We start from the raw sequence: 23,558 nt of genomic DNA, 5'->3' as shown, positions 1-23,558 counted from the left end.
GTACCGAATGTTTTATATTAATATAAGCAGGAATTTTTATTTATTCATCGTATATATCTTAGTACGACAACAATTAAGCAGCGAGCACCGGGGGACTAAAGGGATGCCTACAACTAAAATTATCGTCGACGCCGACGCCTGTCCCGTTAAACCTGAAATTGCTAAAACGGCTGTACAATTTGGTATTCAGGTGCTGCTCGTTGCTTCCTTTGACCATCGGATGAAAGAAAGCGATGGGGTGACCGTTGTGCAGGTGGACCGCAGTGATCAATCCGTGGATCTGTACATCGCCAATCATATTAAACCTAATGATGTATTAGTAACTCAAGATTTTGGATTGGCTGCAATCGGACTAGCTAAAAAGGCTGTAGTCTTGTCTAATAGGGGACAGACATACACAGATGAAACCATCGACTTTCTCCTGGAAAGGCGTCATGAATCTGCCAAACAGCGCAGAAACGGCAAGCACAGTAAGGGGCCCAAGCCTTTTACTGAGGAAGATCGAATTTTTTTTCTACAAAGTCTGACAAAAGTTTTAACGCGTTTGCAGGATTATGGTTCTGGGTAGCGAATAGTTATACGTCGGAAACGGCGGCATCGGAAAGAGCGTTACTGGAATGAAGGTGGTTGGAATTGAGTAACGGACGCATACCTGAAGAGGTGATCGAGGCTGTCCTTAGACGGCACGATATTGTTGATGTCATTGGCAAGTACGTTCATTTAAGCAAGCAAGGCCATTATATGAAAGGTCTCTGCCCTTTTCATTCCGAGAAAAGCCCGTCTTTTACAGTCACGCCGGAAAAGCAGATTTATCATTGCTTTGGGTGTGGGGTTGGTGGTAATTCCATTCATTTTCTTATGGGGATTGAAGGATATAGCTTTGCCGAAGCAGTTCGTGGATTAGCAGAACAAGCAGAAATTCCAATCACATGGGAGGAATCAACTGCTGAGCAGACCGAGCAGCAGCAGGAGAAGTCGGCTTTGCTTAAAGCTCACGAGTTTGCTGCCAAGCTTTACAACTACATTTTGGGAAATACCGATCAAGGGAAAGTAGCGCTCGAATATCTCCGTTCCCGCGGGGTATCAGATAAGCTCATCGAGACGTTCCAAATCGGTTATGCTCCTGCGATGTGGGATACGCTTGTAAAACAGCTCGAGAAACGTGGCTTTGATTTGGCGCTTATGGAAAAGGGGGGGCTGATTTCTGCGAGATCTGAAGGGGATGGTTACCTCGATAAATTTCGTGAACGTATCATATTTCCAATATGTGATGCCTCTGGCAAGGTGATTGGTTTTGGAGGCAGAGCAATGGGTGATGCACAGCCCAAATATTTAAACAGTCCGGAAACTGTTCTATTTAATAAGAGCCGAACCTTATACAATATGCATCTCGCTAAGCCTAATGTTCGCAAGCTCCAGAAGACGGTAATTTTTGAAGGTTATATGGATGTCATTAAGGCTTGGGAAGCTGGAGTTCTCAATGGGGTTGCGACAATGGGGACGGCACTTACGAAAGAGCATGCAGGATTATTGAACCGAAACAGCGAACAAATTGTCTTATGCTATGATGGAGATAGTGCGGGACAGTCCGCAGCTTTCAAAAGCATTCCGCTTCTAGAAGAAGCCGGCTGTCGTGTGAATGTCGCTATGCTGCCGGATGGCCGGGATCCAGACGATTATGTTTCGAACTTTGGCTTTGAACGATTTGTACGGGAGATTGTGGAGCCTGCCGTACCATCGATGAAATATAAGCTTCTCTACATTCGCAAAAATTTTAAAATGCATGAGGATGGCGATAGGGTCCGTTACTTGCAAACCGCGATTAAATCTATTGCGGGGTTAGCTTCTCCTATAGAAAGAGAACATTATTTGAAGCAATTATCCTCGGAATTTCCGGAATCCTCCTTTGAGGCGTTAAAGCAGGATTTAAGCGAACACCTGCTGCAATCGGAAAAAAACAAGAGCAGCGGGGATAATAAACCATTTCTGTGGAATAATGTTATGAATAATAGGAGAGCAGCGGAACGAAAAACCACGCTATTTCCTGCATACCACAACGCAGAACGACAACTGCTGGCCATTATGATGCACGACCGTGAAGTGTGCCTGCAGGTAGAGACGCAATTGGGTGATCAGTTTTATGTCGAGGCTCATGCAGTATTAGCTGCTTATTTATATGCTTACTACGCTCAGTATATGGAGCCGAATGCAAGCCAATATATTGCCATGCTGCAAGATGATCAATTAGAGAGCTTGGCCAGCTCCATCGTTATGATTGGAGCAAATCACGGTGGATACGATCAAGTGATTGAGGACTATATCCGTGAAATTAAGAAGTATCCGATGCAGCAAACGATTGCTCGCAAGAAAGAAGAAATGACTCAGGCTGAGCAAGCAGGAGACCATCGGATGGCAGCACAAATAGCATTTGAGATTATAACCCTAGAAAAACAGCTTAAGTCATCTTAGTGGTACCGAGCTTCTAGGGGGGAGGGAGTCCGTATTATGGCGAATGATCAGCACACAGAGCTTGAGACAGAATTAACGCTGGACCAAGTAAAAGAACAGCTCATTGAGCTTGGGAAAAAACGTTCCTCGCTAACGTATAAAGATATTATGGAAAAGCTGGCTCCATTTGATCAGGATCCTGAGCAAATTGACGAATTCTACGAACAGCTTTCGGAAATGGGCATTGACGTTGGGAACGAGTCTGACGATGAAACGGTCGCTCCTGAAGATCGGGAGCATGACGAGTTCAACTTTGATGATGATCTTACACTGCCTCCAGGCATTAAGATTAACGATCCTGTCCGGATGTATTTGAAGGAAATCGGCAGGGTTCCGCTCCTATCAGCGGATGATGAGGTGGATCTAGCCAAGAGGATTGAGAATGGCGATGAAGAAGCCAAACGCCGTTTGGCCGAAGCTAACCTGCGGCTAGTTGTTAGTATTGCAAAGCGCTACGTGGGCAGAGGCATGCTCTTCTTGGATCTGATTCAAGAAGGCAACATGGGACTTATCAAAGCTGTTGAGAAATTTGACCATACCAAGGGATATAAATTTAGCACCTATGCAACGTGGTGGATTCGTCAAGCCATTACGCGGGCTATTGCCGATCAGGCGAGAACCATTCGGATTCCCGTACATATGGTTGAAACGATTAATAAGCTTATTCGTGTCTCCCGCCAACTGCTTCAGGAACTCGGGAGAGAACCTACACCGGAAGAAATCGCCAAAGAAATGGATCTTAGCACAGATAAAGTGAGGGAGATTATGAAAATCGCCCAAGAGCCTGTATCGCTTGAAACTCCAATTGGAGAAGAAGATGATTCGCACCTTGGAGATTTTATCGAAGACCAGGAAGCTTTGGCACCTGCAGATGCAGCGGCTTATGAGCTTCTCAAGGAACAGCTGGAGGACGTACTCGACACCTTAACGGAAAGAGAAGAAAATGTGCTGCGGCTGCGCTTTGGACTCGATGACGGCCGAACCCGAACTTTAGAAGAAGTGGGCAAGGTATTCGGTGTAACTCGTGAACGGATTCGCCAAATCGAAGCGAAAGCATTGCGTAAGCTGAGACATCCTTCCCGCAGCAAGAGACTGAAGGATTTTCTGGAATAACGCTATGATGCGACCCTGCCCTGAAGTGGTGGGGCTTCTTTTTTTTGTAAGGCTATAAAATAGTAAAATATGAAGAGCGAGTAAAATATGAAGACTCTGCAGCCGATAAATGAGCTAGGATGGTGAGGCTAATATGGAAGATGGAAAACGAAAAATAATTGTAAAAGAAATTGAGCATTGGCGCAGAAGCCGGCTGCTGCCAGAACATTATTGCGATTTCCTGATGAATTTATATTTGGAAGAAGGAATGGAAAAGCCTAAATCCTTAATGGGCGTCCCGGCTGACTCGATAGCACGCAGCAACTGGAAAATATGGCTACTGATAATGGCTATAATTGGGATTTTTTCCTTTTCTGCTCTCAATTTTAACTCTTTTGGAATTCCATTGCAAATAGGCGTCTCTGTTTTAGTTGGTCTAATCGGCTACACGCTAGGGTTCAGAAGGAGAAAGGGAGCACCCCTGATAGCCAACCTGGTATGTGGGATTACCTCTCTCTTTATACTCTTCATAGGACTATACATAATGGATGGGCAGCAAATTGACTCGTCGAGCGCTTATGTAACCTTTATTGCCAGCTGCAGTCTGATTTGGTTATTATGCGGATTGTTTGGTAAAATAGGATCGTTACATTTTAGTGGCTGGATAGGCCTTATGGGGACCTACGGCTGGATGCTTGTTCACAAGCTTCAATCGCCCATTTGGTGGTCGCTTGAGCTAACCTGGCTGCCCGTCAGCTTGCTTTTCGTTTGGATAGCCTGGCTCGTTCATCATAAAAGCAAGGAAAATTCCGGTATTTTATTTTTAGTAGGCTTTTTAACCCTTTTTGCTCCGGAAGGCATCAGTTTTTTGACAAGTGTAGGCGTTACCATGCAAATCATTCAATTTTCTTTTATGTGTAAGCTGGTGGCTGCAGGTATTGTGTTGTTCTTATTACGAAAAAAATGGATAGAGTGGGTTATATAAATGAATAAAGTGGGTTACATAAAATGAAGCTAAAATTATCAAAACGTTTGCAGCTAATCGCAGATTGGGTACCACCACAAAGCCGTTTAGCCGATATTGGTTCCGATCATGCCCTGCTTCCCTGCTACCTGGCTCAGGCTGGTATCGTTACTTTTGCGGTAGCCGGAGAGGTCAATCCAGGACCAATGGAAGCAGCTTCCAGGCAAGTCAGAGAAAGCGGTCTGAGCAGCCGTATTGATGTGCGCGGAGGAAATGGCCTGGAAGTGCTAACCCCGGGTGAAGTGGACGTTATCACAATAGCCGGCATGGGCGGAAGCCTGATTGCAGCTATACTGGAGGAAGGCAAGGAAAAGCTGGCCGGAATTAGCAAGCTGATCCTTCAACCTAACGTGGGAGAGGAACAGGTCCGTCGCTGGCTTGATAAAGAAGCCTGGCTGCTCGAAGCCGAAACCATTGTGGAAGAAGACGGCAAAATTTATGAAATTTTGGCGGCTAGTTATTGTGGGGGAGAGCAGGGACAAGGGCAGGGACTAGGGCAAGGTCAGGAGCAGGGGCAAGGGCAAGGGCAAGGGCAAGGGCAAGAGCAAGAGCAAGAGCAAGAGCAAGAGCAAGAGCAAGAGCAAGAGCAAGAGCAAGAGCAAGAGCAAGGACAAGAGCAAGAACAGGAGCAAGGAAGCCATTCGCTTTCGCATACGTTGAAAAGTTTATATGAAGATAGGTTATTGGCTAATGGGCTAAAAGTGAGCAGAGCAAAGCTGCTGCAAATGGGGCCATATTTGATTGAGGAAGCACCTGTGGTTTGGTTTCGTAAATGGGAAAGCGAGTTAGAGAAACTGGAAATGATTCGTGGGCAGCTTGCTCGATCCGCCGCAGAAGCTTCGAAGATTAAAGCTCAGGCCGTTAGTCAGGAAATCGAAGATATTAAGGAGGTGCTTCACGCTTGTTCGCAAAAGGTCAAACCGTAATACAGCTTTTCGAGAAGCTTGCACCTAAGCATTATGCGATGTCAGATGACAAGATCGGCCTTCAGCTCGGAACCTTGCAAAAGGAAATCCGTAAGGTGCTTATTGCCTTGGATGTAACAGACGCTGTAGTCGAAGAAGCAATCAATGAAGGTATTGATTTGATCATTGCTCATCACGCGATTATTTACCGTCCCTTGCCGCATTTGCAGACAGATACTCCTGCAGGACGATTGTATGAAAAACTGATCAAGCATGATATTGCGGTCTATATCGCTCACACCAATCTTGACGTGGCTGAAGGCGGAGTTAATGATATGCTTGTTCAGGCGCTGGGCTTGACAGAGCTGAGTTCGCTTGAGGATGTGCACACAGATAAGCTGAAAAAGCTTGTCGTCTTCGTGCCACAGACGCATCATCAGCAGGTGCTGGATGCCCTGTTCACAGCCGGAGCAGGCTGGGTAGGGCAATACAGCAGCTGCAGCTTCAGCACCCCTGGAACTGGCACATTCCTTCCGCAGGAAGGAACTACGCCTTTCATCGGGGAGGCTGGGAAGCTGGAACGCGCGCAGGAGGTGCGCGTGGAAACGATTGTGCCTGAAAGCTTGCAGCGCAAAGCTGTTCAGGTCATGATCAAGGCCCACCCTTATGAAGAGGTGGCCTACGATCTGTACCCGCTGGAGCTTGCGGGTAAGGTGCACGGGCTCGGCCGGGTCGGCAAGCTGCCCGGCGGGGCAACCCTTCGTGAGCTGGCAGAGCTCACGAAGCAGGCCTTCGACGTGCCCGCGGTACGCGTCGTCGGCGATCTGAGCCGGCCCATCTGCAAGGTGGCCGTGCTGGGCGGTGCTGGCAGCCGCTATGTGCGGCATGCCTTGTTTGCGGGCGCCGATGTACTGGTCACCGGCGACATCGATTATCACACAGCGCATGATGCCGCTGCAGCAGGGATTGCACTTATCGACGTGGGACACAATGTCGAGAAGATCATGAAGCGCGGCGTAGCTGATTATCTCGCCGCACAGCTGGTTAAGACGCAGACGCAGGTCATTGCATCGCAAGTGGAGACAGAACCCTTTCAATTCTTATAGTTTATAATTTAAGCATAAATAAGCATGAAGAAGTGCAGGAATCATCGCTCGTGAAAACATAGGAAAGATTTCCGGTTGAATTTCTTGACGATTCCCTGTATACTAGCATATGCATTGGAAAGTTTGCCAGACAATCGCTGGCGCCGGGTAAACCGTCGCGAGAGGAAAGTCCGGGCTCCATAGGGCAGGGTGCTGGATAATGTCCAGTCAGCGCGAGCTGAAGGATAGGGCCACAGAAATGGACCGCCGATGGCTTTACACTCTTGAGTGAATCGCACAGGCAAGGATGGAACCGTGGTGTAAGAGACCACGAGGAGCTATGGTGACATAGTTCCTGGTAAACCCCACTTGGAGCAAGACCTAGAGGGACGCAGGCCGCTCTTGCAGCGGCAGCCTTTGCCCGAGGCGCGTTCGGGTTGGTCGCTTGAGCCATATAGCAATGTATGGCCTAGATAGATGATTGTCACTTCAACGGTGGGAGGGCGCTAGACACCCGTTTTACCACTGGAAGCACAGAACCCGGCTTACGTCAAACTTTCCATAAGTCTAATTAAATAGTAAATGCGGATAACTGGAAAGTAATATACTCCAGTTTTTTTGTCTTTTTTAGATGCTTATGTTTCTGTCTTTAATTGGTTTCTTCGACAATTCAGGAGACTCGAGTGGGCTTAACTTGACAATTAATAGTATAGATACTAAACTAAAAATATGAAATGGCTGACCGTCAGCTGGACCTGCTGGACCATGGCTTTTTCGGCACTTTTTTAGCTGAAAGGGAAAAGAGGGAAATAGCGAAGGAGAGGAAGGAGCGGAAGAACGAGAGTAGCAGCCCTAGCAGCCCGTCTCCCCAGAAGGGAGCTTGACTTAACGATGTTTTTGATCGTTAAAGCAAGTGTTTCCAGGGCAAACCTTCACGTTAATGATGATTTTCATCGTTAAAAGAGGACGGATGACCTCTTTGGGTGGTTAAAAGGGATTTTAACGATGTTTTTCATTGTTAAAGTAGGTTGTGGAGACGACCAGGTCCTTTTAAGGATGAAAAACATCGCTAAATTAGCAGATCTTCATCCCTAGCACCTTTGCCCGCTTCAAATCTCCTCGCTGTTCGGTGAGTTTGTATGTTGGTGCGAAAGTAGTTGGGAGGGAAGAGGGCTCAAAGGAAACAAAGGACGCCGCCCAGGCCGTTTGATAATAAAATTTTTTTAGAAATTTAGTTTAGCATCTATACTACAGGAGGCGTAAGTGGTCAAATAGGAAGTTTAACAGGAATCATATCAAGAATTTTATCAAAAATCTTATAAAAAATCTTATCAACGGCAGAAGAGTTTTTCAGCAACTATAATCAAAAATAACTTTTCTAACATTTCTCGATGAAAGTAAAATTCACCCAAAACGGAGGAAGACACCTATGAAGGAGTACATTGTTGTTGTTGGCGGATATGGACATGTAGGGCAAATGATATGTAGGGAGCTCGGTGAATTGTATCCAGGTAAAGTGTATGCGGCGGGGAGAAGCCTTGAGCGTGCGGAGGAATTCAGTGGGGCAACTGGCGGGAAGGTGAGGCCTTTACAAATTAATATTGAGGAAGGTTTCGATACGAATTTCATAAACGACGTCAAACTTGTTATCATGTGCTTGGACCAAACGAATACCAGCTTTGTTGAGTCTTGTTTGATCAATGGGATTCATTACGTAGATGTTTCTGCAAAATATTCCTTTCTGACTCAAGTGGAAAAATTACAGGCGGTGGCTGAGGCGAATGGTGCAACTGCTGTACTGAGCATTGGACTTGCACCTGGACTTACGAACTTGCTGGCACTCAAGGCTAAGAACTTAATGGATCAAGTGGATGCTATAGACATTTCCATTATGCTTGGCATGGGAGACCAGCATGGGAAAGCGGCAATTGAGTGGACTGTTGACAATTTGGGTACGAATTTTGAAGTGGTGAAGAAAAATAAAAAAGTAAAGGTTGCGAGTTTTGCAGACGGCAGGAAAACGGATTTTGGAGCAGGGCTGGGACGTAAGATGGCATACAGGTTCAATTTCTCGGATCAACATGTGCTGCCGCGTACCCTTGGTGTACCGAGTGTTTCCACGCGTCTCAGTTTCGATTCCACTGTGGTGACTGGATTGATAGCTTGGCTTAGGGCGACAGGCTCGCTTCGTTTATTGAAGTTTAAACCGATACGTAATATCGTCGTTCAAATGTTCGGAAAAATGAAATTTGGAGAGGATATATTTGTTGTGAAAGTCGATGCTCTAGGGATGAAAAATCAAAAGACTGTGTTGGCAGAGTGTTTTTTACAAGGGAGGAATGAAGCAAGGATTACGGCGTCTATAGCCGCTTCTGTTGCTAATATTGTATACCTCTCTGAGCTGCCGCATGGTGTATATCATATTGAACAGTTGTTTGAACTGGATAATTTACTACATTCTGAAAATCAGGGGGTCATCTTCGATACACGAATTAATGAGTATATGCTTCCAAAATGATATAATACTCCGGAGTTTGTAGGTCACTCAGAAAATAATGTAGCAAGTTATAAGAACTCAGAACTCAACACCTCACACCTCGATAAAAAGTAGTAAAACCGCCAGTATAAAATGAAGCCTAACGGCAATCACAATACTGACGGCTATGAAAAAAGTGAGAAGCTAAATGTTAACGCATGTTCCTTAGCCACTCAAGCTTTTGCTGGATTTTTTCAAACGGATTAGATATAAACTGCGGTAAGGTATTGACGCTGCGGTTTTTTTGGTTGGAAGCTGCTTGTAAGGCTTGGACTACATCGATGATGCCATAGCCGAAATCATTATCTTTTCCTGCCGGGCCTAAATCTTGAGCAGTTTGGCGGATTACATCGTAGACTTCTGTGTTTTTAAGATTGGGATTTGTTGAACGTATTAAAGCGGCTAATGCTGTGACATGCGGGCTTGCCATTGAAGTGCCCGACAACGCCGCATATTGGTTTCCTAAGTAGGTGCTGGCAATGTTAACTCCTGGAGCTGCCACATCTATATAGTCCCCATAATTAGAAAAGGATGCTCTGTTATTCTGTGCATCGGTAGCAGCAACAGCCAAAACCTCGGGATAAGCTGCCGGGTAGCCTGGCTGTTCAGTATTATCATTTCCGCTTGCTGCAATTAATACAACGTCCCGATCGAATGCATAACGAATAGCATCATGGAGAAAGCTGGAATCCGCATAGTTGCCTAAACTCATATTAATAACCTTGGCTCCGTGGTCGGTTGCCCAGATAATTCCTTCTGCAACGGAGTAGGTGCTTCCTGCGCCACTTTGATCCAACACTTTTACAGGCATTACCTTGTTATACCAAGTCATCCCTGCTACACCTAGATTGTTATTTACAACTGCTGATATTACTCCAGTTACGTGTGTGCCGTGTCCGACGTCATCATCAGGGGTATCATTTTGTTCAACTACGTTATAGCCTTGTACTAGGTGATCTTTTAGATCCTGATGATTTAGATCTGCTCCGGTATCCACAACACCTACAATTACATCCTCGGCCCCGCGGGTTACCTGCCAGCCTTGTGTCGTTTCAATAAGCGGCAAATTCCATTGATATCTTTTGAAAAGTTGATCGTTGGGAACGAAATTAGCTTCCAGATTGTCTGACACGGCTGGCGATTGATCCATTTTTTTAGTTTCATGTATAGTGTCGTTCGTTAGATAAAGGTAATGCGGCTCGACATAATCAACGTTCCATTTGCTGAAGTAATCGATAAGCTGCTTAGCCTCCATACCTTCGGCAATAAATACATAAGTAGAGGCCAGCTGGCGCACAGAACGGGCGTTAATTTCTCTTGTGATTTGTGCAAGCTGCACTTGAGTAGGGTTCTGCCTGAATCGAACGACGACTTCATTTTCGTGGTAATGGCTTGTATTCTGATTGTCTTCGGGATGATCAATTACTTTTTCCCTTAATGTCCCGGTTTCAACGGATTTGGTTTTCCAGTGGTTATCTTTGGGATAGGGTTCCAATCTTAAATTTTTGAGTTGATGGTCAGTTACATGCTGCAAAATATCCTGATGAATAACGCCAATAAGCGATCCGCTTTTATTGTCATCTTCGGAGACTACACCTAGCACAAAATATGAACGGCTCCCGTTTCCAATTAATGGAGATTGGTACGGCGTTCCTTTATCAACCGACACCTTGGCCGCTTTCACAAGAGCAAGCACTTGCTCTTGTATTTCAGAAGGAAGCGTCCCTTCCTGAATACCAGCTTCGAGCGGCTCACTGCGCTTAGTCCACATCAGCATATCCATTTTTTCATGGCCGGTTCTCATCGTATGCAGCATACTGGCAGTCATGTTCTTATCATTTCCAGCATTATGTTTCATAATATCCTGACTCATTTGTTTTAAATCCAGAGAGCATTGAGTGCGGCAGAGCTCGTCTGTTACTTGAATGTCATTTTTAAGAATAGTTTCTTTGGCTGTTACTTCCTGTTTGGCCTCATAAATTTCAGCTTGTGGGGGCCGTTCAACATGCTGCTGGCTTGAAAAAACAAACATACCTAAGCCCATAATAATCAAAAAGGAACTTATATAACGCCACATGGATTTTGAAGCCTCCTTTTAAATCTTGGATTTCTCCCTTGTTTAGCTTTTAGGGTGGGGTTCAGATAAAGCTTTTATGCGCGCATTCCTGCGTTTACATATACCTTTTACGGAAAATTTATGGTACTATAGGAAAAGCGCAAATTTAGGAGGTAACTTATGTATGGCTGTCTTCAAAGTAAAAAATATTTGTGAATCTGCTCAATCCAAGATGAAGGAAGCAACCGGAAAAATGGAGGTTTTCCTGAATCAAAATTCTTTACCATTATTGAATGTTGAGAACGATCCTGCAATGGAGGAATTTTATCGCGGGTATTTACAGGACACCAGGCATCTGCTTGTTTTTTGCGAGGTAGCCTATGAAAAGCTGGGAGTTTGTTTGCGTCGCCCTACTTTTAATGTGGATTTTTCAGAAAAGGTCCTGTATGAGGTGTACCATACTTGTGTAAATGCCTTCTTCTACCCGAAAAACGAATGTTATTCGGAAGATGGCCGCTATGCTTACACGGGACAGGATGCTATCCGTTTCCGTAAAAAACCGATTCGTGAACTGCGCGATTTGACGATCGAGCTTTCCAAAATTTTTGAAGAGCTTCGCGAGGAATTATCTTACTATGAGACCGACTACATTACACAACGCCGTATGCAAGGCGAGAAATTATAGGATAAGCTCTCCCTGAATCTGAGGGGGATGAAAGGGATGCGAGCTCGATGCGCATCTCTTTTCTTTTTAAAGGAGAATGATAAGGGGGAACTGGAATGTATAAGGAAGAAGATGTAATAAATCAAAGTAAGATGATTATTAAGCTGAATCAGCATCCTAGTGGGGGATATGTCGCTTGCCCGCTTTTTTCGCATTATGGGTATAGCTGGCTTAGAGACGGCTCATTTATCGCTTATGCGATGGATACGGCAGGGGAGCCGGAAAGTGCTGGGCAATTCTATGAATGGGTAGACCGTGTTTTGCAAACTAAAAAGGATCAGGTCCAGGAATTGCTGCGCAAGCAAAGAGAGGGCATTTGGATTGAACGGAGTGAGTTTCTGAATACGCGCTACCATTTGGATGGAAGGGATGATCATTCGGATTGGGGCAACTTCCAGCTAGATGGCTATGGGGCTTGGTTATGGGGGCTTTGCGAGCATATAAGAAGGACTGGGAATGACGCTTTATTAAGGATTTACAGGGAAAGTATTGAACTAACCGTGGAATATCTGCAGGCATTTTGGCTGTTCCCTAATTATGATTGCTGGGAGGAATTTTCGGATTATGTCCATCCTTCCACTTTAGCTTGTATTTACGGAGGGCTGCATGCTCTTGGAGAGCTGGAAAATCGCCCAGAGCTATTGGCCAAAGCAGAGGAAATCCGCAGCTTCCTTCTGGAGCATTCGGTTCTGGAACAGCGTTTCGTAAAGTCCGTCCAATATCAAGATGGAAAATGGCAGCCGGTTCAGCCGGGAGTGGATGCGAGCCTGTTATGGCTAGCATTGCCTTTTGGTGTTGTAGAGCCCTCAGATCCTCTGATGCTGGCAACTGTGGAGGCCATTGAAAAAGAACTTAAGCATGAAGGCATTCAGCGTTATGCCGCGGATACTTATTATGGCGGCGGTGAATGGCTGCTCTTAACTGCATGGTACGGATGGCTGAAGGCCGAGCTCGGTGATCGTGAAGAAGCCAACCGTTGTCTGAACTGGATTATTTCCAAAGCAGACGCACTGGGGAGGCTTCCTGAGCAGGTACCTGATGCTCTCCGCAGCGTTTCGGCTTATGACGATTGGGTGAACCGCCTGGGACGTCCTCCCTTACCGCTGCTTTGGTCACATGCGATGCTGCTGGTACTTTCTAACAAGCTGGGCTAAAGAATATCACCCCTTGAATCCGGGAATATTGTGATGGGGGTGATAATGATGCCGCAAGTAAAATGTGCTGTTGCTAACTGCAGCTATTGGTCAGAAGGAAACAACTGCCAGGCCGACGTAATCATGATCGAGATCGACAAGCATGCGAATGCCAATTTCAATGAAGAGTTTGCCGGCGAATCGTTTGATTCGGAGCATAAGGATACGGCAAGCAAAGCTGAGAATACCTGCTGTCACACTTTTAAACAGAAAAAATAGCTTTCCTCAAGTGGAGGTTATACCTATGGAAAAAGATGATGACCGGAATAAGTTTGGCGGCGATGAATTTGAGGAATATGCTGCTGAAATTACCGCACCTCTGACGGAACAGCACAATGGCCGAAGAGATGAAAGCCATGAATCACGATCCGCAGGGGCAGGGCTCCAATCCCGGAAAATTGGATATACGGCTTTATTTATTGCATTGGCAGCCTTATTCGTATGGCCAGCTATTCTTGGCCCAATCGCAGTTGTGCTTGGATTTATTGCTTTCAGAGGCGGCAGCAAATCATTAGGTACTTGGTCGATATCAATAGGTCTGGTTACTTTTATTGCTTATTTTTTATTGCTGCCTTATTTCCCTTAAATCGTTTGGACATGCAAGAAAGAAATTTGAGCAAGCCTTAACGGGCTTGCTTTCTTTTTTTTACATAGGTAATTTTTATTAAAAATGCCGTAAAACCGGATAGAAGCGAATATATACGGAAATATACGCATTGTCGGAGGTTAATACGGAGATAGCTCCCGTATGGTTATAGTTTTTGCGGGGGGAAGACATATCCGTGCATTTGACTGTATAGGGTAGTAGTAATATATAATGTATAGTAATCATTAAAAATTTATTTTTAAGGGAGGTGGACCTATTCTCCTCGGCTCTACAAGAGGGGATGGGTAAGGTATTGGATAGTGATCCGTTACCGTTGTTATGGAATATAGCTTTAGTGCTTGGCTTGGTTTTGCTAAATGGTTTTTTTGTTGCCGCTGAATTTGCTATGGTGAAGGTACGAAGCAGCCGGATTGACACACTAGCGGAAGAGGGGCGCACGAATGCCAAATTTGCCAAAGGGATCATTCACAATCTGGATGCGTACCTGTCGGCTTGTCAGCTTGGGATCACACTTACTTCGTTAGGCTTGGGGTATGTGGGTGAGCCAGCCTTCGCTTTAATGCTTGGTCCGTTACTGCAGCCCTTCGGGCTATCAGACGGAGTATTTCATACCATATCATTTCTCATTGCTTTTACTCTAATGACTACGCTCCATATTACATTAGGGGAACAGTTCCCTAAGACATATGCTATACGTAAAGCGGAGAAAATCACACTGCTTTCTGCAGCACCTATGGTTCTCTTTTACAAAATTATGTTTCCTTTTATTTGGGTCTTAAACGGTATTTCCAATTGGATGCTGCGCCGCGTAGGGATTGAGCCTACCACTGAGCATGAAATCGCGCATACGGAGGAAGAAATTCGGGTATTGATGAAAGAAAGTCACAAAAACGGTCTCATAGACAACACAGAGCTTACGCTTGTTGACAATATATTCGAATTCGCAGATACTACAGCCAAAGAAATTATGATACCGCGTACAGAGATGGAGTGTTTATACGCTAACCTTTCTTATGCCGAGAATTTAGCATTTGCCATTAAGGATATGCGTACGCGCTATCCCGTTTGCGATCCTGATAAAGACAATATTATCGGGTTTGTGCACATTAAGGATTTACTTAAGCCAGATTCTAATCTGAAGGGGATCAAGAAAATTATGCGTCCTCTTATGACAGTTCCCGATTCCATTCAAATTAGCGATCTGCTCAAAATTTTACAAAAAAAACGCGGTCAAATGGCACTTTTGATCGATGAGTACGGAGGCACCTCAGGACTTGTAACTTTAGAAGATATCATGGAGGAAATCGTCGGGGAAATTCAGGACGAATTCGATGAGGAACGCCCTACCATTGAGATGAAGGATGAAAACACCTTCTCAATTGATGGTCTGCTGCTTATTGACGAAGTTAACAATTATTTTGGACTGGAGATCACCTCAGACGATTATGATACGATCGGAGGCTGGGTATACTCGCAAATCGAGATGCCTCCTAGCAAAAATCAGCAGGTCATGTACAATGAGGAGTTTCAGTTTGTTGTGGAAGAAACCGATCATTTACGCATCTCCAGAATTATGGTTCGCAAACTAGTTGTACAGGAAGATATGCTTGAGCAAAATATTTCTTAGTTCTGAGATTATAGCAAGTTGTATGACGCCGTGCAGCCTTATTCACATTCTTCAGTTGGCTGCGCGGCAGTTATGCGTATCTGCCCCAACATGCCCCTACATATTGAAATGAGGTCGATTATGAGTATAGATCCAAGAGCGATGAGTCAGCTGTTGCGGCTTCAACTGTTAAACAGCAGCAGTTTGCTTTCCGGAGGTACTGACGCTGCTCAGGATTCTGAGACGGATTTCAACGCTTTACTGCAAAGCATTATGGGACAACCTATACCCGGTGCAAGTATGCAGCCTGATTCACTGGCAGACTGGCCAGAACTAAATAACGAAAATAACGAGCTTCTTCCGAGCTCATTGCTGGGTTTAAACAAATCGTATACACCACTTCAGTTCAGTGCTCAGACGGGCTCAACTGACTACGATTCTCTTATCGATCAAGCAAGCAGCAGGTTTGGCGTTGATGTCAGTTTAATTAAGGCTGTTATTAATCAGGAATCTTCCTTTGACAGCCAAGCTGTTTCTTCGGCAGGAGCTAAGGGACTTATGCAATTAATGGACGGCACGGCCAGAGGGCTTGGTGTGACTGATTCTTTTGATGCTCAGCAGAATGTTCAAGGCGGTACGCAATATTTGGCCAACTTACTGAATAAATACGGCGGCAATGAAGGAATTGCATTGGCGGCTTACAATGCTGGTCCTGGACGTGTGGATCGGCTTGGCATTCGTAATGAAGAGGACCTGCAGCAGAAGCTCCATTTACTGCCTAAGGAAACGCAGGCTTATATCAGCAAGGTGCTGGGCTTGAAGCAAATTTACGAATAATTCAAGAAAATTTGCCTTGCGGCGTCCTTTGAGGTGCTTGTTCATTACCTGGTTGCATGGGGGAGGGAAGGACTGTGGGCTCCAACCGCTGTTAAAGATTTGTTCCCTTGAATGGAATGGATATGGGGGTTGGAACAAATCTTTAAATGCGGACGCTATCGCTTTTCCACCCACAGTCCTTCCCTCTCTCAGCATACATAGTGCAGAACAAGCGATAATCAAACGGACAGCCGGCAAGGATTTTTCTTTCTGGGTTTAAAGCAGCTGTTCAAGCGGATGTGTGCTTTAACGGTGCTATACTAGTTAATATATGAAAAGCCGGCTCCCTCTTTCTTTTAAGTGGGAACGGCTTTTTTTACAGATAAAAAAGTGTAAGGTGCTTTATAGCGATGAAGGCCTATGAAGGCACTAAAGGATGAAACAGGGATACCTTATAAAAAAATTTGGAAGAAGTCTGAAGTATGGGGGCAGAGTAGGTGACAAAGTAGGTGGCAAAGTAGTGGCAGAAGGGGAATGTCAAGCATTACGGACATGAGGGCCGTTATTTGTTTCAAATTTCCCTATTTTGGGAAGCTTACGGACCTCAGATCCGCTATTTGAATCAAAAGGAGCTCTAAAACCTCAAGATAAGGCGAATAAGGTATCTGATGTCCGTAGCGATCCCCAAAGGACCCTATTTGTCATAAATAGCGTATCTCATGTGTCCGTAAGCTGCTTGGAATTGGATCTGTCATCGTCTGAACGGCCCCAGTCCTTTTCGTTTTAGTGGTCCGCCCCCCACAAAATGAGCGTATGCTTCACATAACGATGTTTTTCATCGTTAAAGCAAGGGTTTTCCGGTAATCAGCCACTTTAATGATGATTTTCATCGTTAAAAGAGGACGGATGGCCTCATCTGGGGGCTAAAAGGGATTTTAATGATGTTATTCATTGTTAAAGTATGGTTGTGGGGTGATCTGGTGCTTTTAGCGATGAAAAACATCGTTAAAGTAGCAGTTCCTCTCAGTTCTTCATTCCAGCACCTTTGCCCGTTAGGGAGTTTCCTCCAATGAGGAGAAAACACCTTACTGGCTGTCCGCTTGAGCTTGGTGTTCTTACACTACTTAGCTGGTAGGGAGCGGGTGTTGGTGGAAGAGCGTTAGCGTACGCATTTAAAGATGGGTTTCTACCGCCAAAGTCTAATTAAGAAAAATACATTTTTAACAGCGGCTGAAGCCCAAATCCATTCCCTGTGCGACGCACTCAGGTCACGAACACACTCCTCAAAGAGCACCTCAATAAGCACCGCAAAGCGTTTTTCTTTTCAATTGCTTGAGTTGCACACGGTTTTAAGCTTTAATTAAGATTAGATTTGTAATTTGATGTAGTTTGATTTGTGATTCAATTTGTATTTAGATCTGTATTTAGATCTGTATTTAGATCTGTATTTAGATCTGTTTTTAGATCTGTATTTAGATCTATAGTTAGATATGTGGTTGGATCTATAGTTTGATCTGTACTTCGGTGATCAGTTATCAATTTATTTGTGAAAGGAATTTAGAATTATTATGCTGTATCTCGATTATGCTGCCACGACTCCGCCTTACGAGGAGGTCATAGATTCGATAGCAGAGGTGATGAGACGCCATTGGGGCAATCCTTCTTCTATCCATCGGCTTGGTGTCCAGGCGGAGCGTCTTATGCAAAGGGCGAAAAAGGGGATAGCTGAAATATTGCAGGTAAGTTCCGAAAAGGAAATTATTTGCACCTCAGGCGGAACGGAAAGCAATAATTTGGCGATTAAAGGCTATGCCCAGTTGGCACAAAGAAGAGGACGGCATTTGATCACCAGTCAAATCGAGCATCCTTCCTCAGCTCAAGCTTTCGCTGAGCTAGAATCTCAGGGCTTTAAAGTGACTTATTTGCCGGTTGATGAAACCGGATTGGTCCTTATAGACGCGTTAAAAGAAGCGATTTGCGAAGATACGATCTTAGTCAGTCTGATTCATGTGAACAATGAGATGGGCAGAGTTCAGCCGATAGCAGAGATTGGGAAGCTGCTAGCAGCCTATCCACAAATCAAATTCCATGTGGATGCAATTCAAAGCATTACTAAGCTTCCGCTTCTTCCTAGGGAAGCCGGGATTGATTTGCTAAGCGCCTCTGCGCACAAATTTGGGGGTCCGAAGGGAATCGGCTTTCTTTATTGTCGTGAAGGCATCCAGCTTCAGCCGCAGCTTGTTGGAGGAGGCCAGCAACACGGTATGCGCTCAGGTACGGAAAATGTACCGCTGATTGTCGGGATGGCGAAGGCGCTGCGGATGTCTATGGAGCGGCGGGACACAGACTTGGAACGAATGTATCGGATACGCCAACTGCTTGTGGATGGGATAGCAGCGATTCCTGGACTAACGGTGAGCGGGTCGGCAATAGTTGGAGATATGGCACCACATATTGTACATTTCATGTATCCTGGCACGAAGGCTGAGGTAATCGTACATGCGTTGGAGCAGTCTGAAATTTATATTTCTACGAAATCTGCCTGCGCTGCCGGCAATAAGGAGCCAAGCAAGGTGCTGCTTGCAATGGGTTATGAGCCGAGTCAGGCTTCAAGTGGTCTTAGAGTAAGTTTTTCTGGCAATGAGACGGAGAGGGACGCTCAGACGTTTATAGATGCATTGCAACGGGTTGTTAAGATGTTGGCACCCGCTCAACATAAATATGAAGTTGGAAGGGGGAGACGCCGATGAATCCTGATTGTCTTATTTTAAGATTGGGCGAACTGACGTTAAAAGGCAGGAACCGCGGTCGTTTCGAGAAAAGCGTCATGGCACAAATACGCAAGTCTTTAGCAGCTTTTCCAGATTTAAGGTATAAACAAGAGTTTGGCCGCGTATATGTGGAGATAGGGGGAGCACCCTATGATCAAATTTCATCATCTCTCAACAAAGTGTTCGGCTTAACTTCTTACAGTCCGGCATTTCATGTCCCGCTTGAATTGGAAGTGATTCGTGAGCAGGCTCTTGGCATGATGCAAGCTTTGCCGCAAATCCCCAAAACGTTCAAGGTGAGCGTGCGCAGAGTGAACAAAGACTTTCCTTATGATACCCAGCAAATGAATTATTTGGTAGGTGGATATGTGCTGCAGGCATGCCCGGGATTAAAGGTGGACGTCCATCAGCCAGAGGTTGAATTGCGTATTGAGCTGCGGGAACAGCAGGCACTGCTGTACATGCAAGTAATTGACGGTGCTGGAGGATTTCCGCATGGCAGCAGCGGCAAAGCACTTCTGCTGCTCTCTGGCGGTATTGATAGCCCTGTTGCTGGCTGGCTCGCTATGCGTAAAGGGCTGGAACTGGAAGCGATCCATTTCCATAGCTATCCTTATACGAGCGAACGAGCCAAGCAAAAAGTTATCGATCTGACCCGCAAGCTTTCTGCTTATACGAATTCCATCAAGCTGCATCTGGTTCCGTTTACGGAGGTACAAACTTCGATTCATGGGGTATATAAGGATAATTTGCTTGTCACGATTATGCGCAGAGCGATGTACCGGATTGCTGAGAAGGTAGCGCAGCGTGAGGAGCTTCTGGCGCTTGTTACAGGAGAGAGCCTTGGCCAGGTTGCCAGCCAGACTCTGCCGAGCTTAAATGCTATAGGCAGGTCCGTGACGCTGCCTATTCTGCAGCCTGTTATGATGTTGGACAAGAAGGAGATTGTCCGTCTTGCCCGGCAAATTGAGACGTTTGAGATTTCCAACCTTCCTTATGAAGATTGCTGCACCTTGTTCCTGCCAGACAACCCAAGCACGAATCCAAATTTGCGCGTTGTCGAGAAAGTCGAGGAGCAAATGGATTTCCTGCCGCAATTGGAGGCGGAAGCGATCCGTCTTACGGAAACTATAGTGATCCGGATAGATGATAAGGACGAGGCTGACGAGCATTTATTCTGATGAGGAAACCATAGGTGCTGCTCCTGCATTTGGTTTATCGGGAGGCATGCGTGTATGCTGGACGAGCTCATCTTATTTATGCAAATTATGTTAATTAATATTGTATTAAGCGGCGATAATGCAGTGGTCATTGCCATGGCCAGCAAAAATCTCCCGCTTCAGCAGCGGAAGCAGGCCATATGGTGGGGGGCTTTTGGGGCTATTGCATTGCGTTTGGTACTAACCCTTGTCGCCGTGAAAATGCTGGGAATTCCATTTATTCAAGCGGCAGGCTCGATTTTGTTATTCTGGATTGCCATCAAGCTGCTCACCGACGACGACAACCATTCCCACATTAAAGAAGCTTCAACGCTGGGAAAAGCAATTCGAACGATTATTACCGCAGATTTTATTATGAGTCTCGATAACGTATTGGCAATTGCGGCCAAAGGAAATGGCAATCCGACTGTTATTATTCTTGGGATTGGCCTAAGCATCCCTGTTATTATCTGGGGTAGTTCGCTAGTTGTAAGCCTTCTGAACCAATATCCGGTTCTGGTTTATCTGGGTGCTGGAATACTAGGATATACGGCGGGAGAAATGTTCATTCAGGATGATAAGATGATCGAGTGGTTTCTGCAGGATAACAAGCTGCTGCATGCCGGAATTCCTATTGCCGCTACACTGTTGGTGCTTGGAGCAGGGTTTGGCGGCAAAGCGCTCAAGGCGAGGTATAGATAAAGCATACATGGAAAGCCGCTTCGCTGATCAGTCAGGGGAACGGTTTTTTTGTATATAAAATTGAATCTTGTTTTGTGTTCATTCGCTTTGCCTAGCATTTTTTTGTGAGTTGGGATAATATAAAGGTGGTAAGTGTCGATAAAGGGAGGAATTCGGATGTCGAGAAATAATTACTCCATCGGAATTGTGCTGATCGCAGTGGCGATTGTACTTCTGTTTGGGAAGCTTGGCGTGTTTCACTTTTTAGGCGCTATGTTATGGCCTTTATTTATTCTAATACCAGGTGTGCTGCTGCATTTGTTTTATTTTAATCGGGTACTTCCTTCCGTTGTACTGGTTCCTGGAGGCATGCTGATTATATACGCTTTGATGTTTTTCTTTTGCAATCTTTTTGGATGGAACAGTATGAGCTTTCTATGGCCGGGGTTTATATTCGGTATAGCTGTAGGTCTGTACGAGCTGTACATGTTTGACCGGCAAAGTGAGAGGGGACTACTTACGGCATCGATTGTGCTTGCTGTTATCGCTGCTGCGTTTTTGGGACTTATGCTCTTGTTTAAGATCGGCATTTATTTACTTGCGCTTCTCTTAGTGCTTGCCGGAGTATTCATGATTATACGTAAACCAAGGGCCTGGTAAGCGTTTTCTAAGCTTTTTCCAGAAGAAAATAATATGAATTTTTTGAAAAGAGGCCAACTTTCCTTGCATTTTTCAAGCTTTGGACATATAATAAAAGAAAATGTCAGGCGTCGGCGCTTTTTGTCCGACGCTTGTTTTGTGGATGAAGAAGAAATTTTATCGGTAGAGAGGGTTTTGAACATCATGCATGCAAGAGAGAAAATTCGTAATATTGCTATTATCGCCCACGTTGACCATGGGAAAACAACGTTGGTAGATAAGCTTCTTCAACAATCAGGAACATTCCGTGAGAATGAAGCCATCCAGGAAAGAGCGATGGATTCCAATGACTTGGAAAGGGAGCGCGGTATTACCATTTTGGCCAAAAACACGGCTATTCACTATAAAGACAATCTGATTAATATTCTGGATACTCCTGGTCATGCCGATTTCGGCGGAGAAGTGGAACGGATTATGAAGATGGTTGACGGAGTACTGTTGGTTGTCGATGCTTTCGAAGGCACAATGCCACAAACCAAATTCGTTTTGCGCAAAGCGTTGGAGCAGAACCTTAGTCCGGTTGTCGTTTTGAACAAAATCGACCGTCCTAATGCGCGTCCTTCTGAAGTCGTAGACGAGGTATTGGATTTGTTTATTGAGCTTGGCGCCACAGATGAACAACTTGACTTTCATGTTGTGTACGCATCTGCGCTACAGGGAACCTCCAGTTTGGATCCCGATCAGCAAGGTGAGAACATGGCTGCTATTTATGAAACGATTGTCGAGCACATTCCTGCTCCAACAGAAAGCTTGGAAGATCCGCTGCAATTCCTAGTTACATTAATGGATTACAACGAATATTTGGGCCGTATCGCAGTTGGACGTGTGAACCGCGGTAAAATTCGCCAAGGCCAATCGGTCGCCGTAATGACGCGCGAGGGCGGTATGAAGCAAGCTAGAATCGAGAAACTGTTCGGCTTCTCGGGGCTGAAGAGAATTGAGATCGAGGAAGCAGGCGCAGGAGACATCATTGCTATATCAGGCATCAAGGATATTAACATTGGTGAGACGATTGCAGATCCTGCCAACCCAGAGGCGCTGCCGGTTCTCAAAATCGATGAGCCAACGCTGCAGATGACTTTTCTAGTTAATAACAGTCCTTTTGCCGGTCGTGAAGGTAAATGGGTTACTTCCCGTAAAATCCGCGAGCGCTTGTATAAAGAGCTGGAAACGGACGTCAGCCTGCGGGTTGAGGACACAGATAGCCCGGATGCGTTTGTTGTTTCAGGTCGTGGAGAGCTGCATTTAGGCATCCTGATCGAGAATATGCGTCGTGAAGGCTTTGAACTGCAGGTTTCCAAACCTGAGGTTATCATCCGTGTTATTGACGGACAAAAGATGGAGCCAATTGAGCATCTTATCATTGACGTACCTGAAGATAGCATGGGTGCTGTAATGGAGAGTCTCGGCACTCGCAAAGCAGAGATGGTCAACATGATCAATAACGGAAGCGGGAACGTTAGACTCGAGTTCAATATTCCGGCAAGAGGTCTTATTGGTTACAGAACGAACTTCCTGACACTTACTCGCGGTTACGGCATCATGAACCATGCCTTTGACAGCTATGGTCCTTATCAAGGCGCTGGTGTAGGCGGCCGTCATGAAGGCGTATTGGTTTCAAGCGAAACTGGCACTTGTACTCTTTACGGAATTCTTTCCGTTGAAGACCGCGGCATTATGTTCCTGTACCCGGGAGCAGAGATTTATGAAGGTATGGTCGTTGGTGAGCATAATCGCGATAACGACATTATTGTTAATATATGTAAAGAAAAGCAAGTGAATAATATCCGCTCTGCAAACAAAGAAGAAACCGTGAAGATGAAAACTCCACGCTCACATTCTTTGGAGCAGGCGCTTGAATATTTGAATGACGATGAATTATGTGAGATTACTCCGAAATCTGTGCGTATACGCAAAAAGCTTTTAAATAAAAGTGAGCGTGAGCGTGCAGAGAAGCATCGTAAAACGGCTGAATCAACAGTTTAAAGCAAGTTAAGGGAAATGCGGAGAAAGCCTAGCTGCATTTCCCTTTTCCCTATATTTGAAAGGTGGCATC

General features: G+C 45.3%; 19 protein-coding genes and 1 other RNA gene. 19 read left to right on the top strand and 1 reads right to left on the bottom strand.

Translation table 11 applies throughout. From position 1 onward, the window contains the following. The first annotated feature begins 103 nt into the window (after positions 1 to 103). The 8 genes from J2Z66_RS21465 to J2Z66_RS21430 all read left to right on the top strand — a co-directional run bounded on the left by J2Z66_RS21465 (position 104) and on the right by J2Z66_RS21430 (position 9,132). Positions 104 to 568 carry a YaiI/YqxD family protein gene (locus J2Z66_RS21465; RefSeq protein WP_209974180.1) on the top strand — a complete coding sequence of 155 codons (465 nt, stop codon included), beginning with the start codon at positions 104 to 106 and terminating at the stop codon, positions 566 to 568. A 65-nt stretch (positions 569 to 633) separates the two neighbouring features. Further along, the gene (dnaG, locus tag J2Z66_RS21460) at positions 634 to 2,469 is read left to right on the top strand and encodes a DNA primase (protein WP_209974179.1); all 1,836 of its coding nucleotides are present in this window, start codon (positions 634 to 636) and stop codon (positions 2,467 to 2,469) included. A gap of 36 nt (positions 2,470 to 2,505) precedes the next feature. After that, a complete protein-coding gene (gene rpoD, locus J2Z66_RS21455; RefSeq protein ID WP_209974176.1) occupies positions 2,506 to 3,621 on the top strand; it encodes an RNA polymerase sigma factor RpoD in 1,116 nt (371 codons plus the stop codon). A gap of 133 nt (positions 3,622 to 3,754) precedes the next feature. Beyond that, complete coding sequence (locus tag J2Z66_RS21450; RefSeq protein WP_209974175.1) at positions 3,755 to 4,585, top strand: hypothetical protein; 831 nt, start codon at positions 3,755 to 3,757, stop codon at positions 4,583 to 4,585. 23 nt (positions 4,586 to 4,608) lie between these two features. Continuing rightward, entirely contained in the window at positions 4,609 to 5,550 is a 942-nt protein-coding gene (locus J2Z66_RS43865; RefSeq protein ID WP_209974173.1) for a tRNA (adenine(22)-N(1))-methyltransferase, read from the top strand. Next, positions 5,526 to 6,635 (top strand): Nif3-like dinuclear metal center hexameric protein, encoded by a 1,110-nt coding sequence (locus tag J2Z66_RS21440; RefSeq protein WP_209974171.1) that lies wholly within the window; start codon positions 5,526 to 5,528, stop codon positions 6,633 to 6,635. The genes J2Z66_RS43865 and J2Z66_RS21440 overlap by 25 nt, the downstream gene beginning before the upstream one ends. A gap of 118 nt (positions 6,636 to 6,753) precedes the next feature. Then, an RNA gene (gene rnpB / locus J2Z66_RS21435) (RNase P RNA component class A) lies at positions 6,754 to 7,177 on the top strand. Between the two features lie 866 nt (positions 7,178 to 8,043). Further along, positions 8,044 to 9,132: a saccharopine dehydrogenase family protein gene (locus tag J2Z66_RS21430; protein WP_209974169.1), complete on the top strand. Its 1,089-nt coding sequence runs from the start codon at positions 8,044 to 8,046 to the stop codon at positions 9,130 to 9,132. A gap of 169 nt (positions 9,133 to 9,301) precedes the next feature. Here J2Z66_RS21430 and J2Z66_RS21425 read toward each other — a convergent pair whose 3' ends face one another. Beyond that, positions 9,302 to 11,227 carry a S8 family peptidase gene (locus tag J2Z66_RS21425; protein ID WP_245375719.1) on the bottom strand — a complete coding sequence of 642 codons (1,926 nt, stop codon included), beginning with the start codon at positions 11,225 to 11,227 and terminating at the stop codon, positions 9,302 to 9,304. 163 nt (positions 11,228 to 11,390) lie between these two features. Here J2Z66_RS21425 and J2Z66_RS21420 point away from each other — a divergent pair, with 163 nt between their 5' ends. The 11 genes from J2Z66_RS21420 (at position 11,391) to typA (ending at position 23,488) form a co-directional block, all read left to right on the top strand. Beyond that, positions 11,391 to 11,891 (top strand): YpuI family protein, encoded by a 501-nt coding sequence (locus tag J2Z66_RS21420; protein ID WP_209974167.1) that lies wholly within the window; start codon positions 11,391 to 11,393, stop codon positions 11,889 to 11,891. A gap of 95 nt (positions 11,892 to 11,986) precedes the next feature. After that, on the top strand, positions 11,987 to 13,084 hold the full coding sequence (locus J2Z66_RS21415) for a glycoside hydrolase family 15 protein (protein WP_209974165.1): 1,098 nt from the start codon (positions 11,987 to 11,989) through the stop codon (positions 13,082 to 13,084). A gap of 45 nt (positions 13,085 to 13,129) precedes the next feature. Continuing rightward, the gene (locus J2Z66_RS21410; RefSeq protein ID WP_376774452.1) at positions 13,130 to 13,342 is read left to right on the top strand and encodes a DUF1540 domain-containing protein; all 213 of its coding nucleotides are present in this window, start codon (positions 13,130 to 13,132) and stop codon (positions 13,340 to 13,342) included. Between the two features lie 25 nt (positions 13,343 to 13,367). Then, the gene (locus J2Z66_RS21405) at positions 13,368 to 13,709 is read left to right on the top strand and encodes a DUF4190 domain-containing protein (RefSeq protein WP_209974163.1); all 342 of its coding nucleotides are present in this window, start codon (positions 13,368 to 13,370) and stop codon (positions 13,707 to 13,709) included. A 301-nt stretch (positions 13,710 to 14,010) separates the two neighbouring features. Continuing rightward, complete coding sequence (locus J2Z66_RS21400; RefSeq protein ID WP_209974161.1) at positions 14,011 to 15,357, top strand: hemolysin family protein; 1,347 nt, start codon at positions 14,011 to 14,013, stop codon at positions 15,355 to 15,357. 120 nt (positions 15,358 to 15,477) lie between these two features. After that, positions 15,478 to 16,173: a lytic transglycosylase domain-containing protein gene (locus tag J2Z66_RS43515; RefSeq protein WP_209974159.1), complete on the top strand. Its 696-nt coding sequence runs from the start codon at positions 15,478 to 15,480 to the stop codon at positions 16,171 to 16,173. A 1,547-nt stretch (positions 16,174 to 17,720) separates the two neighbouring features. Continuing rightward, positions 17,721 to 18,902 carry a cysteine desulfurase family protein gene (locus J2Z66_RS21390; protein ID WP_209974157.1) on the top strand — a complete coding sequence of 394 codons (1,182 nt, stop codon included), beginning with the start codon at positions 17,721 to 17,723 and terminating at the stop codon, positions 18,900 to 18,902. Beyond that, entirely contained in the window at positions 18,899 to 20,104 is a 1,206-nt protein-coding gene (gene thiI, locus J2Z66_RS21385) for a tRNA uracil 4-sulfurtransferase ThiI (protein ID WP_209974155.1), read from the top strand. The genes J2Z66_RS21390 and thiI overlap by 4 nt, the downstream gene beginning before the upstream one ends. 54 nt (positions 20,105 to 20,158) lie before the next feature. Further along, complete coding sequence (locus J2Z66_RS21380) at positions 20,159 to 20,824, top strand: TerC family protein (protein WP_209974153.1); 666 nt, start codon at positions 20,159 to 20,161, stop codon at positions 20,822 to 20,824. A gap of 156 nt (positions 20,825 to 20,980) precedes the next feature. Then, entirely contained in the window at positions 20,981 to 21,463 is a 483-nt protein-coding gene (locus tag J2Z66_RS21375) for a hypothetical protein (protein WP_209974152.1), read from the top strand. Between the two features lie 183 nt (positions 21,464 to 21,646). After that, positions 21,647 to 23,488: a translational GTPase TypA gene (gene typA, locus J2Z66_RS21370; protein ID WP_209974325.1), complete on the top strand. Its 1,842-nt coding sequence runs from the start codon at positions 21,647 to 21,649 to the stop codon at positions 23,486 to 23,488. Positions 23,489 to 23,558: the final 70 nt, after the last annotated feature.

This window comes from Paenibacillus eucommiae, assembly GCF_017874215.1.
Classification (GTDB): Bacteria; Bacillota; Bacilli; order Paenibacillales; family NBRC-103111; genus Paenibacillus_AI; species Paenibacillus_AI eucommiae.
Note: the sequence above shows the minus strand (reverse complement) of the source record. Positions and strands in the feature narration are given on the sequence as shown.

Bases quoted from the DNA above. Each gene is read 5' to 3' on its own strand.
- J2Z66_RS43515 (WP_209974159.1), top strand. From the start codon at position 15,478: ATGAGTATAGATCCAAGAGCGATGAGTCAGCTGTTGCGGCTTCAACTG.
- rpoD (WP_209974176.1), top strand. From the start codon at position 2,506: ATGGCGAATGATCAGCACACAGAGCTTGAGACAGAATTAACGCTGGAC.
- J2Z66_RS21415 (WP_209974165.1), top strand. From the start codon at position 11,987: ATGTATAAGGAAGAAGATGTAATAAATCAAAGTAAGATGATTATTAAG.
- J2Z66_RS21390 (WP_209974157.1), top strand. From the start codon at position 17,721: ATGCTGTATCTCGATTATGCTGCCACGACTCCGCCTTACGAGGAGGTC.
- J2Z66_RS21400 (WP_209974161.1), top strand. From the start codon at position 14,011: ATGGGTAAGGTATTGGATAGTGATCCGTTACCGTTGTTATGGAATATA.
- typA (WP_209974325.1), top strand. From the start codon at position 21,647: ATGCATGCAAGAGAGAAAATTCGTAATATTGCTATTATCGCCCACGTT.
- J2Z66_RS21410 (WP_376774452.1), top strand. From the start codon at position 13,130: ATGATGCCGCAAGTAAAATGTGCTGTTGCTAACTGCAGCTATTGGTCA.
- J2Z66_RS21420 (WP_209974167.1), top strand. From the start codon at position 11,391: ATGGCTGTCTTCAAAGTAAAAAATATTTGTGAATCTGCTCAATCCAAG.
- J2Z66_RS21375 (WP_209974152.1), top strand. From the start codon at position 20,981: ATGTCGAGAAATAATTACTCCATCGGAATTGTGCTGATCGCAGTGGCG.
- thiI (WP_209974155.1), top strand. From the start codon at position 18,899: ATGAATCCTGATTGTCTTATTTTAAGATTGGGCGAACTGACGTTAAAA.
- J2Z66_RS21405 (WP_209974163.1), top strand. From the start codon at position 13,368: ATGGAAAAAGATGATGACCGGAATAAGTTTGGCGGCGATGAATTTGAG.
- J2Z66_RS21465 (WP_209974180.1), top strand. From the start codon at position 104: ATGCCTACAACTAAAATTATCGTCGACGCCGACGCCTGTCCCGTTAAA.
- J2Z66_RS21425 (WP_245375719.1), bottom strand. From the start codon at position 11,227: ATGTGGCGTTATATAAGTTCCTTTTTGATTATTATGGGCTTAGGTATG.
- J2Z66_RS21430 (WP_209974169.1), top strand. From the start codon at position 8,044: ATGAAGGAGTACATTGTTGTTGTTGGCGGATATGGACATGTAGGGCAA.
- J2Z66_RS43865 (WP_209974173.1), top strand. From the start codon at position 4,609: ATGAAGCTAAAATTATCAAAACGTTTGCAGCTAATCGCAGATTGGGTA.
- J2Z66_RS21380 (WP_209974153.1), top strand. From the start codon at position 20,159: ATGCTGGACGAGCTCATCTTATTTATGCAAATTATGTTAATTAATATT.
- J2Z66_RS21450 (WP_209974175.1), top strand. From the start codon at position 3,755: ATGGAAGATGGAAAACGAAAAATAATTGTAAAAGAAATTGAGCATTGG.